The 17,442-nt window shown below is 36.2% G+C and carries 12 protein-coding genes; 1 reads left to right on the top strand and 11 read right to left on the bottom strand.

The genetic code is table 11. The features are described from left to right. Position 1: 1 nt before the first annotated feature. The 4 genes from C3L23_RS04220 to C3L23_RS04205 are packed head-to-tail and all read right to left on the bottom strand — an operon-like array spanning position 2 to position 3,374. On the bottom strand, positions 2-601 hold the full coding sequence (locus tag C3L23_RS04220; protein WP_246831103.1) for a DedA family protein: 600 nt from the start codon (positions 599-601) through the stop codon (positions 2-4). Beyond that, positions 591-1,343: an exodeoxyribonuclease III gene (gene xth / locus C3L23_RS04215; protein WP_127680157.1), complete on the bottom strand. Its 753-nt coding sequence runs from the start codon at positions 1,341-1,343 to the stop codon at positions 591-593. The genes C3L23_RS04220 and xth overlap by 11 nt, the downstream gene beginning before the upstream one ends. Before the next feature lie 23 nt (positions 1,344-1,366). Continuing rightward, positions 1,367-2,749 carry an FAD-binding oxidoreductase gene (locus tag C3L23_RS04210; RefSeq protein WP_127680155.1) on the bottom strand — a complete coding sequence of 461 codons (1,383 nt, stop codon included), beginning with the start codon at positions 2,747-2,749 and terminating at the stop codon, positions 1,367-1,369. Between the two features lies 1 nt (position 2,750). Next, positions 2,751-3,374 carry a plasminogen-binding N-terminal domain-containing protein gene (locus tag C3L23_RS04205; RefSeq protein WP_168175704.1) on the bottom strand — a complete coding sequence of 208 codons (624 nt, stop codon included), beginning with the start codon at positions 3,372-3,374 and terminating at the stop codon, positions 2,751-2,753. 44 nt (positions 3,375-3,418) lie between these two features. On the opposite strand from C3L23_RS04205, the gene C3L23_RS04200 reads away from it, so the two are divergent. Next, positions 3,419-4,969 carry an L-aspartate oxidase gene (locus tag C3L23_RS04200; RefSeq protein ID WP_127680151.1) on the top strand — a complete coding sequence of 517 codons (1,551 nt, stop codon included), beginning with the start codon at positions 3,419-3,421 and terminating at the stop codon, positions 4,967-4,969. Here C3L23_RS04200 and C3L23_RS04195 read toward each other — a convergent pair. The 7 genes from C3L23_RS04195 to C3L23_RS04165 form a co-directional block, all read right to left on the bottom strand. Then, positions 4,962-6,872, bottom strand: coding sequence for an EAL domain-containing protein (locus C3L23_RS04195; RefSeq protein WP_127680149.1), 1,911 nt, complete (start codon positions 6,870-6,872; stop codon positions 4,962-4,964). The two genes, C3L23_RS04200 and C3L23_RS04195, sit on opposite strands and share 8 nt — an antisense overlap. 129 nt (positions 6,873-7,001) lie before the next feature. Next, positions 7,002-11,585: an autotransporter domain-containing protein gene (locus C3L23_RS04190; protein ID WP_127680147.1), complete on the bottom strand. Its 4,584-nt coding sequence runs from the start codon at positions 11,583-11,585 to the stop codon at positions 7,002-7,004. A gap of 195 nt (positions 11,586-11,780) precedes the next feature. Next, positions 11,781-12,746 (bottom strand): iron-sulfur cluster assembly scaffold protein, encoded by a 966-nt coding sequence (locus tag C3L23_RS04185; RefSeq protein ID WP_127680145.1) that lies wholly within the window; start codon positions 12,744-12,746, stop codon positions 11,781-11,783. Positions 12,747-12,822: 76 nt separating this feature from the next. Continuing rightward, positions 12,823-13,995 carry a cysteine desulfurase family protein gene (locus C3L23_RS04180; protein ID WP_127680143.1) on the bottom strand — a complete coding sequence of 391 codons (1,173 nt, stop codon included), beginning with the start codon at positions 13,993-13,995 and terminating at the stop codon, positions 12,823-12,825. A gap of 64 nt (positions 13,996-14,059) precedes the next feature. Then, positions 14,060-15,034: a UDP-3-O-(3-hydroxymyristoyl)glucosamine N-acyltransferase gene (gene lpxD / locus C3L23_RS04175; protein ID WP_127680141.1), complete on the bottom strand. Its 975-nt coding sequence runs from the start codon at positions 15,032-15,034 to the stop codon at positions 14,060-14,062. Positions 15,035-15,188: 154 nt separating this feature from the next. Beyond that, positions 15,189-15,650, bottom strand: coding sequence for an acetolactate synthase small subunit (ilvN, locus tag C3L23_RS04170; protein ID WP_127680139.1), 462 nt, complete (start codon positions 15,648-15,650; stop codon positions 15,189-15,191). Beyond that, positions 15,647-17,344 carry an acetolactate synthase large subunit gene (locus C3L23_RS04165; RefSeq protein WP_127680137.1) on the bottom strand — a complete coding sequence of 566 codons (1,698 nt, stop codon included), beginning with the start codon at positions 17,342-17,344 and terminating at the stop codon, positions 15,647-15,649. Before C3L23_RS04165 ends, ilvN begins: the two co-directional genes overlap by 4 nt. Positions 17,345-17,442: the final 98 nt, after the last annotated feature.

Below are 17,442 nucleotides of genomic sequence, written 5' to 3'. Positions count from 1 at the left end.
TTCAGCTGTTTTTATCTTTTCTCAAATCCATAAAAACATAAATACTTGCAACAACAATTACCCCTCCGAGTAAAAAAAGGCTGCCGTAAACCACCTCTTTATGAGCGCTCTCTCCGGTCCCGAAAAGATAACCTATCATAAGCATAAAACCTACCCAGATTAAATTGGCACTGTAAGTCAAAGGTATAAACCAGCGAAGAGGCATATGCGAAAGCCCGGCAGGAATTGAAATATACTGTCCAAGTCCCGGAGTAAGAGGTGCCAAAAAAGCGGAAATTTTTCCGTGTCTTTTCCAGAATTTATTGACTTTTTCTATAATCGGCTTATCTTTTAAAAGTTTATTTACAAGATATTTAGCTAAAAAATAGTTTATAAGAGCTCCTGTCAAAGAGCCTAAAGAGCCTACCAGCCATAAAAGCAGAAGATGTTTTTGTCCGGTAGCCGCCAGATATCCTGCAGGCAGCAGTACCAATTCACTCGGTACAGGTATAAAAGTACCTACAAGCAGCATATACACATATACTCCCAAATATCCGATGGAATTACAAAAATGTACTAAAAAATTCACTATTTCATTAAACATTACAACCTCACAATTCAATTATTACCGGAACATGGTCCGAAGGAGTGGGTTTTCTTTTTCTTCTTACCTGTGTAAGTATTTCGACATTAGACACTTCTTTTGCCACGGCGGGACTCAGCAGAAAATAATCTAGCCTCATACCTTCATTTTTATATACTTTGGCGCCTCTGTAATCATAGAAAGTATAAACTCTTTCATTTTTATGAAATTCTCTGATAACATCTATAAATCCCATATTTAAAAGAGTATTTATCATAGCTTTTTCTTCAGGAAGAAAAGTAACCTCCCCTTCCCATATTTCCGGATCCCATACATCCAAATCGCTAAAAGCCACATTCATATCTCCACATAAAACCACTTTATCTTTGTTTAAGTCAAATTTTTTTAAAAATTCAAACAGTTTTTCATAGAAATACATTTTATATTCGAATCTTTCACCGTAATTATCCCCTAAAGGCACATATACGTTTATAATATGTATATCGTCAATAAGAGTATACAAAAATCTTGCTTCTTCCAATTCTCCGTCGAAACCTTTTTGATATTTTTCTATAGGGAGCCTGGAGCAAGTTGCAACTCCGTTTAATTTTTTCTGTCCGTGTATTACACATTCGAAGTCATTATCGATTTTAGGAAATTTTTCCTCTTCTACTTTAATTTCCTGTATGCATAATATATCAATTCCGTATTCATTAATTAAATTTTGAACAATTTCCAGTCTGCTTCTTATGGAATTAACATTAAACGTGCAAATTTTCAACTTTCATTTCTCCATTTTATATTTTAAAGTCCCATTTTACCTGGATTAAGTATTCCGTTCGGATCAAATGCGTTTTTTATTTTTCTGAAAAGATTCAATTCCGCATCGCTGAAAGCAAGTTTCATAAAAGGCGCTTTGCTTAAACCTATTCCGTGTTCTCCGCTTAGCGTTCCTCCAAGGTCAACAACCAGCTTAAATATTTCCTCGACTGCCTCATACCCTCTTTTTACCTCATCTTCTTTGCTTCCGTCAACCATTACGTTTACGTGAATGTTTCCGTCACCTGCATGTCCGAAACATGGAGCTAAAACGTTATATTTTTCAGCTATTGCGTATATACCGTTTAAGGCATCCGGAAGTTTGCTTCTAGGAACTGAAATGTCTTCATTAATTTTTTTGGTTCCATACATTGTAATAGACGGAGACGCATTTCTTCTTGCATACCATATTTCATTTGCTTCTTCATCGTTAGCGGCTATTTTAAATTCTTTAGCCCCTTCTTCTTTGAAGCTTTTTTCAAGAATATGAAGCTGATAGTTTATTTCTTCTTCAACATTGCCGTCAACATCGCCCACTAACAGAGCTCCGGCCCAGTCAGGCAGATTTACTCCAAGTTTTTCCCTAAGCGCTTTTACGACTAATGCATCCATAAATTCCATTGCTACTGGCATTGCCCCGCCTGCAAGTGATTTATATACGGCATTCATCGCCTGTTCTACGTTTTCAAAAATACCCATATAAGTTTTTTTAAGTTTAGGTTTGGGAAGAAGCTTCATAGTGATTTCCGTAATTACCGCAAGCGTTCCTTCACTCGCGATCAATATCCCGGCCACATTATAACCCGCAACGTCTTTAATCGTTCTTTTCCCGGCTCTTATGATATCTCCGTTCGGAAGCACCGCTTTAAGACTCATTACATAATCTTTTGTAAGACCGTATTTAGCCGCTCTCATACCTCCGGCATTTTCACTCACGTTTCCTCCGATTGTAGAATAGTCCATACTTGCAGGATCAGGAGGATAAAAAAGCCCTTTTTCTTCTACTGCTTTTTGCAAGTCGGCGTTAATTACACCCGGCTGAACAACAGCGACCATGTCTTTCTCATCAATCTCTAAAATTTTATTCATGTATTTTTCCAAAGCAAGAACGATACCTCCGTTTACCGGAAGAGCGCCTCCTGTAAAGCCACTTCCCGCACCTCTTGGAACGATAGCTATTTTATTATCGTTACAGTATTTTAAAATTCTGCTCACTTCCTCTTCATCGGCAGGAAACACAACCGCATCGGGCTCATAATGCTCTTTAGTGGCGTCATACGAATACGCTCTTAAATGAGGCTTGTCAATTTTGACGTCTTCTTCACCGACTATATTTTTTAAAAATTCAATATGTTTTGCATCTATCATATCATTCCTTTATAAGACTTTTATAATATGCGATAATATTTTTGCCTTTTATATCGAATTTAGGATATGTTGTAAAGAATATTTCTTTATATTTGGCATTAATACTGCCGTATTTTTTAACGGCATAAAAGCTGTTTGCGTCCACTTCGTATATTTTATCCAATACGAATATAATTCTCCCTATATTCAGTTTTTTTGCAAAATTTATAAAATTCTCCCTGCTCGGTATACCTTCTAAAAACGCCGCAAAATTATCAGAACTGATAACGGTAGCGTTTTTATATTTTTCTTTCATTTTTAAATATTCAAGCTGATTAGGGGCAATAATCAAAATTCTGTCATAATCTTTGGCAAGAAGTATTTTATCTCCCTTTTTAGGTAAAACAACCGGAAGTGCAAAAGCGTCGTTTTTTAATTCCTTATAAACCAAAAGCTTAGCTTTTTTTCCGTAGCATACAGCTCTAGCGCATATTATGTTTTTCCCGTTATATGGACAGAGAACCACACCGCTTACGCCTTTTTTTACATATTTGTCAAGCGTGGCAACATCAGAATTTACATTGGTAATAGTAACATCATAAGCATTTAAAAGTACTGCGAATATCAAAAAAACAAACCATCTCATAGGCATTCCTCTTTTTTGATACAATTATATCAAAAAGGACATTAATGAAATATGATATTTTGGTAATCGGAAGCGGAATTGCCGGAATGATGGCTGCGATTGAAGCAAAAGAGCTTGGAAGCAACATTGCAATCGTTACAAAAAAATCACCAATGGCCAATAACTCTTTTATGGCTAAAGGCGGGATCAACGCAGCGCTTAACAATATGGAAGACGGTGACTCTATAGAACACCACATACAGGACACGTTAAAGGGCGGTGTCGGAATTGCCGATGAAGAAGCCGTCAGAATCTTCTGCGAACAGGCTCCTCAGGTAGTAAGAGAGCTTTACAGAAGATTTAAAGTGCCTTTTAATACACTCCCAAACGGCAAACTGGCCCAAAGGCCTTTTGGCGGAACGAAATTCAAAAGAACGGTCTACGCTGCAGATGCAACCGGCCCGGCTATTATGAAAGCGTTAAACAAAGCTCTTAAAGATTTAGGTATAGACGTAATTAAAAACCACCTTGCCGTCAATCTGCTGGTTAAAGACGGCAAAATAGCGGGAGTTACGTTTCTGGACGAAAAAACAAACGAACTCAAAGCCGTTCAGGCAAAAGCCGTAATCGTGGCAACCGGAGGGTATGCAGGATTATATAAAGGATTTACGACAAACGTTAACGACGCAACCGGCGACGGCGTAGCAATGGGACTCAGAGCCGGCCTTGAAGGAATGGATATGGAATTCATTCAGTTCCACCCTACCGGACTTGAAGGCAGCAATTATCTGATTAGCGAAGCCGCCAGAGGAGAAGGAGGAAAACTGGTTAACAGCGAAGGCAAAGAATTTGTCGACGAACTTAATACCAGGGATTTCGTAACAAGAGCAATTGTAAAACAGCTCCAAAAAGGGAAAAAAGTTTATTTAGATTTAACGGACATACCTGAAGAGATTATTAACACCAAGCTTGTAAACCTTAAAAAAAGAGTAAAATCTCTAAAAGGCATAGATATAGCAAAAGAGCCAATTCCTATCACTCCTCTTGCACACTATACAATGGGAGGCATTAAAACAGACACGTACTGTGTTACAGACATTGAGGGTCTGTTTTATGCGGGAGAAGCAGGAAACAACGGTGTTAACGGTGCAAACAGACTCGGAGGAAACTCTCTTAGCGAAGGTGCGGTCTTTGGAAAAATAGCGGGTTATCAGGCCGTAAAATATTCTCACAGACAAAAAACATATGTTGATCTGCCAAAAGAACAGATAGAAAAAGACAAAGAGTTTCTTAACAGATTACAAAACACTAAAATTGACACTAAAGAAATTAAACATAAATTAGGAGACCTTCTATTTCAAAAAGTAGGCATTATAAGAAACGGCTATCAGCTTAAAAAAGTTCTTGAAACTCTTAATGATATGAAAAACAATCTTCAAAGCGAAAAAGACTCTTCTATCCAGGAAAAAATTGAACTAATAAACGGTCTAGACATTGCAACGGCTATCGCAAAAGCCGCACTTGACAGGGAAGAAAGCAGAGGCGCTCATTTCAGACTTGATTACCCTGAAAGCGACCACGCATTTTTACATCATACTTATACAAAACTCAATTAACAATTTCTCTTATTCTTTCTTCTTTTTCTATTAAAAGCTCTTCGATAGTTTTAGGCATAGACAGATAAAACCCCTGTAACAAATTCACACCTGATTCTTTCAAAAAATCCATAGTTTCTTTATCTTCCACAAATTCCGCCACCAGATTTAAATCAAACTCTTTTCTAAACCCTGCAATTATTTTTATCGCTTTTTTAAGATATTCATCATTTTTTATACCTTTTACCAGAGTTCCGTCAATTTTAAGCACTCTTATCATGTTTTTTCTCAAAAGATTTATAACAAGCAGTATAGACGAATAACCGCTCCCAAAATCGTCTACGGCAAAATATGTATCGTTTTTTTTATGTATTTTTTCAATTAATTCCAGATTTTCCACAAAACGCTGTTCTGTAAGTTCCAAAACAATATCAACATCTATTTTTTTTATTACCTGATACAGTTTTTTTATATATTTTTCATTTTTTAAAGCTTCAAAAGAGATATTAAGAAAAATTCTGTTTGTAATCTGTTTTATTAAATATTCTTTTTCCAGTATTTTATCCAACACCACTATATCAAATTCGGCTATTTTATTCATTGCATATATGTGGTCTATAAACATTCCGGCCGGTATAAGTTTTCCGTTATCAGATATTCTGCCTAAAACTTCCAAAGAAAACACCGTATTGTCTTTTGAATTAAAAATCGGCTGAAACATAACGTCTATTTCTTTTTTTTCAATTTTTTCTTTGATAAATTTAATATCAATTTGATTTTTAATCCACTCTTCAAGATGATTTTCTTTATTGTTTAAAATTATATTTTTATGTTCTTTTTTTGCTGCTTGTTTTAAAAAACGGAAATAATTAATTAAATCTTTTATTTGTATCTGTGTGTATTTATCTAATTTAATACCGAATATTGCTCCGTCAAAATTTATTTTTTCACCGTTTATATCAATTGTCTCACAAATTATATCGTGTATATGGTCTATTTCTTTTTGAAAAATTTCAAAATCGATATCGGTTCCTATAAAATAAAAGTCATTACTTGAACCTTGTATGAGCAAGAAGTTTTTTTTATCTTTATACAGGTTATGAAGCTTGTTAAATAAGACTATTTTAGCGTTGGTAACGGTATTTTCATTAAAAACACTATTCATTGTTTTTAGATTTTTCAAATCTATAACCGCAACAAACAATGTTTTGCTTTTGACTAAAATTTCAATTAAATCGAAAAAACTTTTCTCCGTATTGGTAAATGTAGCCATATATAGTTCGTTTAATGTATTATAAAATTTTAAAATCTGTTCTTTTAAGTCCCTAAAAACAAAATAAGACTCGGCATAATACCCTCTTTTATAAAAAATATAAAAAGAATTGGCCAGAGTGTGTATTAAATTATGAAGATCATGAATATAAACACATAAATTAACATCAAGACATATCATTAAAGATTCCAGATATGAAAGATATTTCTTAAATTTACAATTTTTTGCTTCAACGAGAGGAAAACTGTCCAAATCATCATTTTTGACGGAAACAACTATTTTTTCAATCCACTCTTCATGGGCTTTAAAAAGTAAAAAATCATGCTTTTGTTTTTGTAGTAAAAGCGTTTTTAAAGAAGATATTTCTTTTTTTATATAAACTTTGGCAGTTATATTTAATAATTTGTTTAGTTTTCTTTTAATTTCATTGTCTTTTATTTCCTCTTTAATAAGACCAAAAGAACGGTAAACTATTGAATAAGGAAGTTTCATTTCCTTATAGAAGTTATAACACACTTCTTCATCAATAGTTTCTGAAGAGAGATATTCTTCCAATATACCGGAGACTCGCTCTAAATCATCGGCATTATAAGAATTTTTTACTATTTCGTCGTTTAACAGTTTCTGTTTTAAAAGTTCGCTTATATTCATATTAACACCTAAAAAGACAAATTGATATATTATTATACTCTTTTTATGTGTCTTTAATGTGTTTTAAAAAAAAGAAAAGAATTATTCGCGACTTACCACATTTCTTTTCTTTCTTAAAAACATTTTAAATTAGAATTTATAATTAAACAATCCATACAACGAATGATTTGCAAATCCGCTGCTTCTTCCTTTATAATCGTATTTCAACTCAAAAGTAAGATTTTTGTTTAAATTCTCATGCATACCCATTCCGACATTGTAAATCAACGGGTCTTTATCAATTCCCTGAGTTGTAAATACAGCACCTTCACCGTCTTGGAAACTTGAATCAATACTCTGTCCTTTAGCATTAAAATCGTAATCCAACGCAAAATTCATCATAAATCTGATATTATTCTCGGTTAAATAACTAAATGTACTGCCGATTCCTGCAATAAAAGATTTTGCATGATATGAATTTACATTTAAATCTAAATTGCCCGCACCGCTTTCACTGTAGCCAGGAGTATATGCATACTGGTATGATAATCTAAATTTTGGTTTGATGTTCCATCTGTTTTTAAATTCATATATTTTCTCTACGGCCATGTTCGCTAAAATTGAATTTGTGTGATAATTTGCAGTTGCTGTTACAGCAGCTGTTGTAATGTTTCTTCTTGATTCGATGTTTTGTCTGGTAAAGCCTAATTGATAATAAATAGTTGTTTTATTATCCATAACAGGTTTATTTCCGTATGCAATCAAACTGAAAATGTTTCCGGTGCTTTCCTGATCAATATCATTGGTGTCTGATTTCAGCCTTGCATAGAAAAATGATATTCCTGCGGTTTTTGCCTCATCATATTCTCCGTCAATTCCTATTCCAAATCCGTATGTATTTGCGCTGTAACCGTTTTTTCCGTCTATATCATCCTGAGTGGTATGAGATCCAAAAGGTTTAAACCATATATGTTTATTGCTAAAAACTGTATCACCTGAGTTCAAACCTCTTGCAGCTGTTTGTCTGCTTTGAATTACATTACACATAGAATTTACAGCCGCAACGGAAACTCTCGACACATTTGCAGCCGTTACGGGTTGTGCTTCTCTTACTGCATTGTTCATTCCCGAAGAGCTGGATATTGTTACCAGATTATCAAGATATCTTTTCAATTCCCCCGTTGCTGTGGCAAATTTTGTGTCTAAAACTTTTGCAACAGAATTGGTATTGGTATTTATAGTCTGCATAACATCTTTAAGTGTATGTTTTACAACTTTTGCGTTTAATGTTTCATTGCCGTCAGAAGAAACGCCTTTTTCTATTTCAAAATCTAAAAGCAGGGAATTGTCGGTAACGTTTACTTTAGACGTATTGATATCCATTTCGGGTGTTTTTACTATTTCGTTTAAAACTTCGCCGTCGGTAGTGCTTGAATAAAAACCGGAATCAACTTTAAAACCTAACGTTGAATTATTTGAAACCACTACTTTATCAGAAGCGTTTAGTTTCGCATATTTCACACTGCCGTTATCTTCCGTGTTTACATTAAACTCCAATACCGCTCCCTCTTCGTTGTAGAAATCCTTTACCTCGGATTCACCTGGCGAGGATAAAGAAACCTCACCGTTTTTTCCGTTGTCTATCTCCGTCAGCGGAGCATAAATTAACCCGCTCATATAACCCGTATTGTTTAATGAAAAGTTTGAGTCTCTGTCTACAAAAACCGAATAAGCACTGCTTATGATACTTCCTCTATTTTCAAAATAAGCACCTTCTTCCGCACCGTTTACATAAACACCTGCGGCATACAAACCTACTCCTGAATCAACCGTAATCGAACCGCTGTTTATTATACTGTTGTTTGATTTCATACTGTCGATATATATTCCGTTAATAGCTTTGGATTTTGTTGAATGCGTATTGATATTAATTGAGCCGGTGTTTACGACCTGCGCGTTATCGCTCATATCGTCAACATATATACCCGCTATTATATTAGCTCCGTCACTGTTTACGTCAACGCTTATTTTTCCGCTGTTTTCGACTTTTGTATCGTCACGCAAATCATTCGTGTTTATTCCTATTACATTGTCCGAAGACAAGGAATTAACATTTATACTTACAAGTCCTCCGTTTCCGACGGAAGCGTTTGATTTCATACCGCGTTCGATACTTATACCTTTTATATCGGTATAGTCAGCTTTTGCGTTTATTATAATATTACCGCTGTTTGTTAATACTGAATTGTCGTCGAGTCCTCTTTCAATTAAAATTCCGCCGAGTCTCAACTGTGAATCATTTAAGTCGGTTTTGGTATTCATTACGATATCGCCGCTGTTTAAAATAAAACTCTCCTCTATTGCACTTAATATCTCAATTCCCGTCATAGTCCCGCCTATACTTTCTTGCGAAGTGGAAAAATAAATCCCTCCGCTGTTGATTATACCGGCATTGTTTTCCAAATGGTATATACTGATTCCTATGTTTTTACCCAGATTGTCTTCCGGCTCAATTGTAAGGATATTTGCCGCAGCTGAAGCTGGGATTATATAATCCGTACTAATCATTATATATCCCTTATTTTCAACCGTTGCAATACCAGTTACATCCCCGGCGTATATACCTTCGATATCCATATCTGCGGCTTTTGAGTTTATTGAAATAAGACCTTTGTTTATTATTTTATCATACCCTATCGTATTCTCTTTATACAATCCGGACAAATAAAAATACGAATCTTCGTCTTTGCTTTCAGCGCTTATTTCTATTTTACCGTTATTAACAAGCTGTGTTGCATAATTATATCTGTTCTCAAAAATAAATATACCCGTAGCTTCCCCGCTTACACTGTTTTGCGTTAAATTCAAAGATATAAGACCGTTATTGTAAACGGACGCGTTATCTTCCATCCTTCCAATATCTATACCGTCAAAATAATTATCTGAATCGGAAGAATTTGTTTCGGTTAGTATAATGTTTCCGTCGTTAACGACACTTGAATTTTCCGTTAAACTGTAAACGCCTATTCCGTCAATTTTCGCTCCGCTTACAATATTACCGGTAATCGTGCCTCTGTTTCTTATAAACGAGCTTCCGCTCATGCTCTTTTCTATATAAATTCCGGAAGCCACATTTGTATTGTTGTTTGCATTAAATTCTATACTGCCGCTGTTTGATATATACGAATCGTCATCCATGCCGCCGTTAACGCTTATACCTGCAATCAAACTCGCGTTATCGTCCGCATTAATTACCATACTTCCGCTGTTGGAAATATACGAATTCTGCTCCAAATCCTGAGCGGAACCTATACCTAAAACCAGACTCGCGTTCGTATCTACACCTATACTGATTGTCCCTCTATTGATAAGATAATAAATATTGTCGTATGAAGCAGGAAGGGGCTTGAAATTATCAACCATTATTCCCGCGGTCGTTCCTGAAACAGACTTATGATTTACAACAGTAATCTTGCCGTCGTTTATAATTTTAGACCCCCCGCTTATCCAATCAGCTTCAAGTCCGTAAGAATAACCGCCTCCCGTTTCGTTGGCACTTAAATTAATATCACCTGTATTCAATATTATTGAACGGTTATTTAAATCGTCAACAACTATACCTCCGGAAGTCGCTGACCTGCTTCTTGAATTTAAAATGACAGTCCCTGTATTTGAAATTACTGAAGAGTTGATTTCCGTTGCGTACATTCCTATGGCATTCTCACCGTTGATAATAATTTTTGCGGAATTTATAAATTTAGAATTAAAAAAATTACCGTCACTTTCCACTCCGATACCTGAATCGCTGCTGAGAATGTTTATTGTCTGTCTATTTTCAACTACGGTGTTTTCAACGTCTCCGTTAAAAAAGAATCCCAAAACGTTGTATCCGTTTAAATTTATATTTCCAGTGTTTAAAACCGAACTTCCGGAAATATTTCCGCCTATTTTAATCCCCGAAACCAGCGTCAGGCGTTCAAACGTGGCAACGGAAATATTTCCATTATTTATTATTGAAGAGGCAGTCGCGTTTTTTTCCACAACCACAGCGCTTAAGTTATAATCCTCATCGCTGTTATAAGATCCGCTGTTAACGTATTTCAAAGTAATGTCACCGGAATTTGAAATAGTTGAGCCGTTCATATTAACTGTGTCTATTCCTCTAACCTCTTCACCGGTTGATGAAAGAACATTGATTTCACCGCTGTTTTGAATTGAAGAAGAATTTAAATTCTTCCCAAACATCGCTACTGCCCAATCGTTGGCAGTTATATTAATTTTATTTTCATTGTTTAAAACCGAAGTGTTTACGTCGTTTTCCAAGAATATTCCTACCGCATTTCCGTCGGAAGAAGAACTGTTTAGAATCCCCTTATTGGTTATTGTAGTATTCGTAACTCCGTATGCACTGTATAATACCCCTATATTACCGCTGTCTGCATCATTATGCAGATTAACATAAACGTCTTTTCCTATTACAATATTATGATTAGCAATCTGACTTGAAAATCCTATACCCACTACATTTGTAATTGTTTCACCACAATATGTTAATGGATTTTGAAGGGTAAAAGTAGCATTACTATCATCTAATGAAACAAGAGATTTAATACTTATTGCCGCATTTAACGGAGACATCACAAGAGTATTTAAAACCATCGCAGATACAACAAGCGATATTTTACCGCCTTTTAAAATTCTAAACCTTGATTTATAATCAAAAGAATTTTTCATAACAACTCACTTTCTTTTCTATAACGATTAATTATTTCATCTTTCGACTCCTTAATTAATAATTATAGTAAATTTAATTTTACATTAATATTATACACCTAAAATATTAAAAAGTAAACTTTTATTTTAAAGGATTATTTAAAGAAGTTTTTAAAAGTTATTAAGAAAAAGCTGAAGAAAAAGAAAGTTAGAAAATCAAATCTGTTCGATTTTGATTTTATCCGTTTTGAAGTGTTTTCTTAATTCGTCTTCAATGGCAAGAAGCGTAACGCCTCCGCTTGCGCATGTCGCACACGCTCCCATGTATCTTATATATACTTTCGTAATTCCGTCTTCTTCCCTGATATCGACAAGTTCGAGGCTTCCCCCGTCCATTGCAAGCATAGGCTTGATTTTCGTATCCAAAAACTCTTCAATCGCTTTTATTTTTTTAATCAGGCTCATTTTTTCAAAATCTTCCGTTTCGGCGGCCTGTTTTAAGTTTTCTTTTTTCATCTGTTCCTGAACTTCTTTAATGATATCCACAAGATATACCGGTTTTTCTTCATGTCCGCCCGGTGCCACGCAGCTTTTGCAGTATTTACCGGCATCAGTGTATTTCTGAAGTTCTTCAACGGTTTTGACATTGTGTTTTCTTATAATATCTTCTATTTCTTTTCTCGTAACCCTTGCACATTCGCATACGATTTCATTGTCTCTTAATTCGTCCGCGTTTTTACCTTTATATTTTGCCGCTGCTTCAATAATTACGTCATATGCCATTACGCTGCAGTGCATTTTCTGAGGAGGAAACGCAGGCGTATTCGGATCGTCCCTTAAAGCTTTTTCAACGTCAAGATTTGTTATTTTCATGGCTTCGTCTACTGTTTTTCCGATAGTAAGCTCCGTCATCATATCAGAAGACGCTATTGCGGTTCCGCATCCGAAACTTTTAAATCTTGCGTCCACTATTTTATCGGTTTTAGGATCCACCAGCCAGTAAAGCCTTACTGCGTCCCCGCACGCTTCGCTTCCGAAATCGGCAACTACAAGCTTAAGTCCTCTTTTTTTGGCGTCTTCTTCGGTAAATTCTCCGAGATACTTCGGATTGTTCATTCTTTCGATTACTTTATTCGAATATTGTTCCCACACGTTTCCTGTTATTAAATCGTTTCTTCCCATTTTATCTCCTTGTATTTATAAGTTATTAAGGTTTTAAAGTTTTTAAGTTTCTAATTCTCAATTCTACATTCTCAATTTATTTAGGCGCAACCTTGGCGTAAGTCATTGATATAGCTCTTAATCTCTCAACAATTCCCGGAAGTTTTTCAATGACGTAATCTATTTCTTCTTCCGTAGTAAAACGGCTGAGTGAAAATATTATCCCCGTATGTGCTATTTCAGGATCTTCACCCAGCGCTTCGAGGACTTCGCTTCCCTCAAGTCTTTCACTCGAACAGCTGCTGCCCGTTGCGGCATATATTCCGTTAACGTTTAAATCCCACAGCATGGATTCACCCTCAATTCCTTTGAAAGAAGCAACAACCGTATTAGGAAGTCTGTATTTTTTATCCACATAGCTTTTTGTATCCGGAATTTTCAGTATCGCTTCTTCCAGTTTATCCCTTAATTTTGCAACTCTCGTATTCATTTCATCCAGGTGTTCGTTAGCCAGCTTAAGAGCTTCGGCCATGGCTATCATACCGTTGAGATATACGCTTCCGCCTCTTTTTCCTCCCATCTGGTTTCCGCCGTGAATAAGGTTGACGTAAGGAGCCCCATCTCTGACATAAAGCGCTCCTACTCCTTTAGGTCCGTGAAATTTATGAGCTGCGAACGTAAAATAATCAACCCCGAGATCCCTTACGTTTACTTTTACTTTTCCGATAGCCTGAGCTCCGTCACAGTGAAAAGGTATATTATGTCTTCTTGCAATTTCGCTTATTTCCTTAATCGGCTGAATGGCACCGCTTTCGTTACTAGCTAATAGCACGCTTATAAGAGCCGTATCTTCTCTTATTGCATTTTCAAGCTCTTTAGGATCGATTCTTCCGTTTTCATCCGTATAAAGATAAGTAACTTCCATACCGAGTGTTTTGGCATATGCGCACGGGGCTTTAATTGACGAATGTTCACTGACAGTGGTAATGATATGCTTTTTACCGTTTCCTTTAAGATAGGCGTCAATAAAAGTCTTTATTACCGTATTGTTACCTTCGCTCGTTGACGAAGTAATAATAATATCGTCTTCGTCTGCCGCGCCAATCCCAGGATATAAAATATCATACGCGTCGTTCATCGCTTTTCTGGCTTCTATTCCTAATTGATAAATAACGTTTACGTTTCCGAACAAATCTGTACTTTTACAGTAAACATCTTTAACTTTATCATCCATAGGAGTAGTTGAATTGTTATCTAAATAGACCATCATATCGACACCTTTAAATATTTTTGATTAATTTTAGCGAAAGAAGAAAAAAAAAGATTGATATATATCAAGATTTTTTAAGAAGTCTGCTTAATACGCCCTGAAGTTTAAGCCACTGTTTGTGAGGCATTAACGGAAACCCTGAATAAACACCCGGTTTTTTGATACTTTTAGACACTCCTCCTCTTGCCGCAATAGTTGTAAAATCGGCAATTTCCAAATGTCCGGCCGTAGCAGCCTGTCCGCCCATAATTACATTTCTTCCGAGCTTGGTACTGCCCGCCAGACCTGACTGCCCGACCATTATAGAGCATTCACCGACTTCGCAGTTATGTCCAATCTGAACGAGATTATCGATAATAGTGCCTTTTTTTATAATCGTTTTACCGAACACGCCCCTGTCAACGGCCGTATTTGCACCTATTTCGACGTCATCTTCTATTTCAACATATCCTAAATGATATATTTTTACATGTCTGCCGTCTTTCGTATGAGCATATCCGAAACCGTCGCTTCCGATAACAGTGCCGGCATGTATTCTTACGTTGTTTCCGATTTTGGTATCTCTGTAAACGGTAACATTAGGATAAATAACGCAGTTTTCGCCTATATCAACATCAGGACCTATTACACATCCCGGCATAATTACCGTATTTTTACCGATTCTGGCACCTTTTCCGAGTGTAACACCCGGATGTACTTTTGCACTGAACGCCACCTGATAGCCTCCGTCTTCCCAAGGCTCTTTTGCAAAAAGCTTTGTTAAATAAGCCAGTTTCAAATACGGTTCATCCGTAATAAGCGCTATAGTATTTTCAGGAAGCTTGCCGGCGTCTTCTTTTCTGATTAAAACGGCCGCCGCTTTTGTATTAGGAAGATACTTTTCATATTTAGGATTTTCTAAAAAGCTGATTTCCGTCTCACCGGCATCCTGAAGTGTATTAATTCCAGTAATTTCAATATCTTTATCACATTGTAAATCCAAATATTTCGCTATTTCTTTTAATGTGTATGTTTTTTTGGACTGATTTCTCTCGCACATTATAAACCTTTTCAATTTTTTTTATTATACAATAAATATAATTATCAACTATTCTTACATATGTAATTTTATTTAGAAAACAATAAATAATAAACTGTCAGTTTCTCAATTTATTAGGGCCAGACACCAATATAAACAACAAAAAAGCAAAACGTTATCTTTCGATAACGCTTGCCCCGCTTCTTACTATCTCAATAGGTTTATATTTTTTTATCGCTTTTAAAAAGTTGTCAATTCTCGCAGGTCTGTCAACTACGCTGACTATTACGTGTTTTTCACCCACATTGCTTATACTGCCGTTATAACATCTTGCAAGAGCGTCTATGTCTGCCAGATGGTTTTCTATAGGAAACTTGACCATCGCCATTTCTTTTTCTATAAAATCGTCGCTTTCTATTACCTTATATACGGGAATAAGCTTATGAAGCTGTTTAACTATCTGTTCAAAAACTTTCGGATCGCCTTCGCTCACTATTGTCATTCTTGAAAATTCGCTGCTGGGAATTGGCGCAACCGTTAAAGACGTAATATTATACCCGCGCCCTGCGAACATATTTACTATTCTGGCCAATACACCGTGTTCGTTTTCGACTATTACTGATATTATTCTTTTCATTTGTCTTCCTTGAATATAAGCATATTTTTAAGCGGTGAATTAGGCGGTACCATCGGTAAAACGTCTTCACGCCTGTCAACCTGAACGTCTATAAACGCTACTTTTTTCGCTTCAATAGCTTCTTTGAGGGCTTTTTCAAACTCATCTTTTGTTTTAACCCTGAAGCCGATTCCCCCCATACTTTCAGCAAGTTTAACAAAATCAGGCTGAACGTCGCTTAGGTCTGTTTCACTTAGCCTGTCGTCATAAAACATTGTCTGCCACTGTCTTACCATTCCAAGATAATTGTTGTTTAATATAATATTTATGACAGGAAGTTTATATTTGTAGCCCGTAAGGACTTCCTGGATATTCATCATTATACTTCCGTCACCCGTAAAGTTTATTACAAGTCTGTCTTCAACCGCTCTTTTAGCTCCAAGCGCTGCAGGAAAACCGAATCCCATAGTTCCCAGTCCTCCGCTCGTTAAAAGCTGTCTAGGATATGTAAACGGATAGAACTGTGCCGTCCACATCTGATGCTGTCCGACATCAGTAGAAATGACAGTATCCTCCGGAGCTATTTCACCTGCTTTTTGTATAGCCCACTGAGGTTTTATAACAGTATCGTCGTCATTATATTTTAAAGGATAAAGTTCCTGATATCTGTTTAAAACCTCTCTCCATTCTTCATATCTTTCCGGCTCTATACTCTCAATAAGTAAAGGCAGCATATCTTCTAAAACATTTTTCAAATCACCCACTATAGGATATTTGGTATTGACTACTTTTCCGATTTGGCTCGGGTCTATATCAATATGTACGATATCGGCGTTTTTTGCAAATTCGTCGAGTTTACCCGTAACCCTGTCGTCAAATCTGGCTCCTAGTGAAATAATCAAATCCGCATCGTTCATAGCCATATTAGCGGCATATGTACCGTGCATCCCAACCATTCCTAAAAGATACGGACAGTCATAGCGTAAAACGCCTCTGGCCATCAATGTTTCAACGGCAGGTATTTTTGTAAGTTTTACAACTTCTCTTACCAGTTCGTACGCTCCGCTTAAAACAGCCCCTCCTCCTACGTAAAATACAGGTTTTTTAGCTCTTTTTATCGCGTCTACAGCTCTTTTAATCGCTCTTTTGTTTCCTCTGTATGTCGGTTTGTATGTAATTAATTCTATTTTTTCCGGATATTCGAATTTTGTTTTCGCTACGGTTACGTCTTTTGGAATATCGATATGAACCGGTCCAGGCCTTCCGCTTTTAGCCAAATAAAACGCTTCTTTCATAATAAAAGGAAGATCTTTTACGTCTTTAACCAAAAAATTGTGTTTTGTTACGGGTCTTGTCACACCGACTGCGTCAACTTCCTGAAATGCGTCAGTACCGATTGCGGTTGTAGGAACCTGCCCCGAAATAATCACCATAGGAATAGAATCCGTATAAGCAGTGGCAATTCCTGTTATGGCGTTTGTAAGCCCGGGTCCGCTTGTTACCATGGCAACGCCTACTTTTCCGCTTGCCCTTGCATATCCGTCAGCCATATGAACAGCGCCCTGTTCATGTTTGGCTAATATATGCTTAAATGAATTTTGCTTATATATCTCATCATATACATTCATAATAGCCCCGCCGGGATACCCGAAAACAACCTCTACGTTTTCCTTAATAAGACTTTCTATTACAATTTGAGCGCCGGTCAATTTCATTAAAAAACCTTTTTGTCGAAATTATAGCAAATTAGCTGTTATTTTTATTTTTATTTTTATTTCATTTTAATTTGAATTATTCTTCTGAAATACAATTT

Source organism: Nautilia sp. PV-1 (assembly GCF_004006315.1).
Lineage (GTDB): Bacteria > Campylobacterota > Campylobacteria > Campylobacterales > Nautiliaceae > Nautilia > Nautilia profundicola_A.
This window is presented reverse-complemented; position numbering and strand designations above follow the sequence as displayed.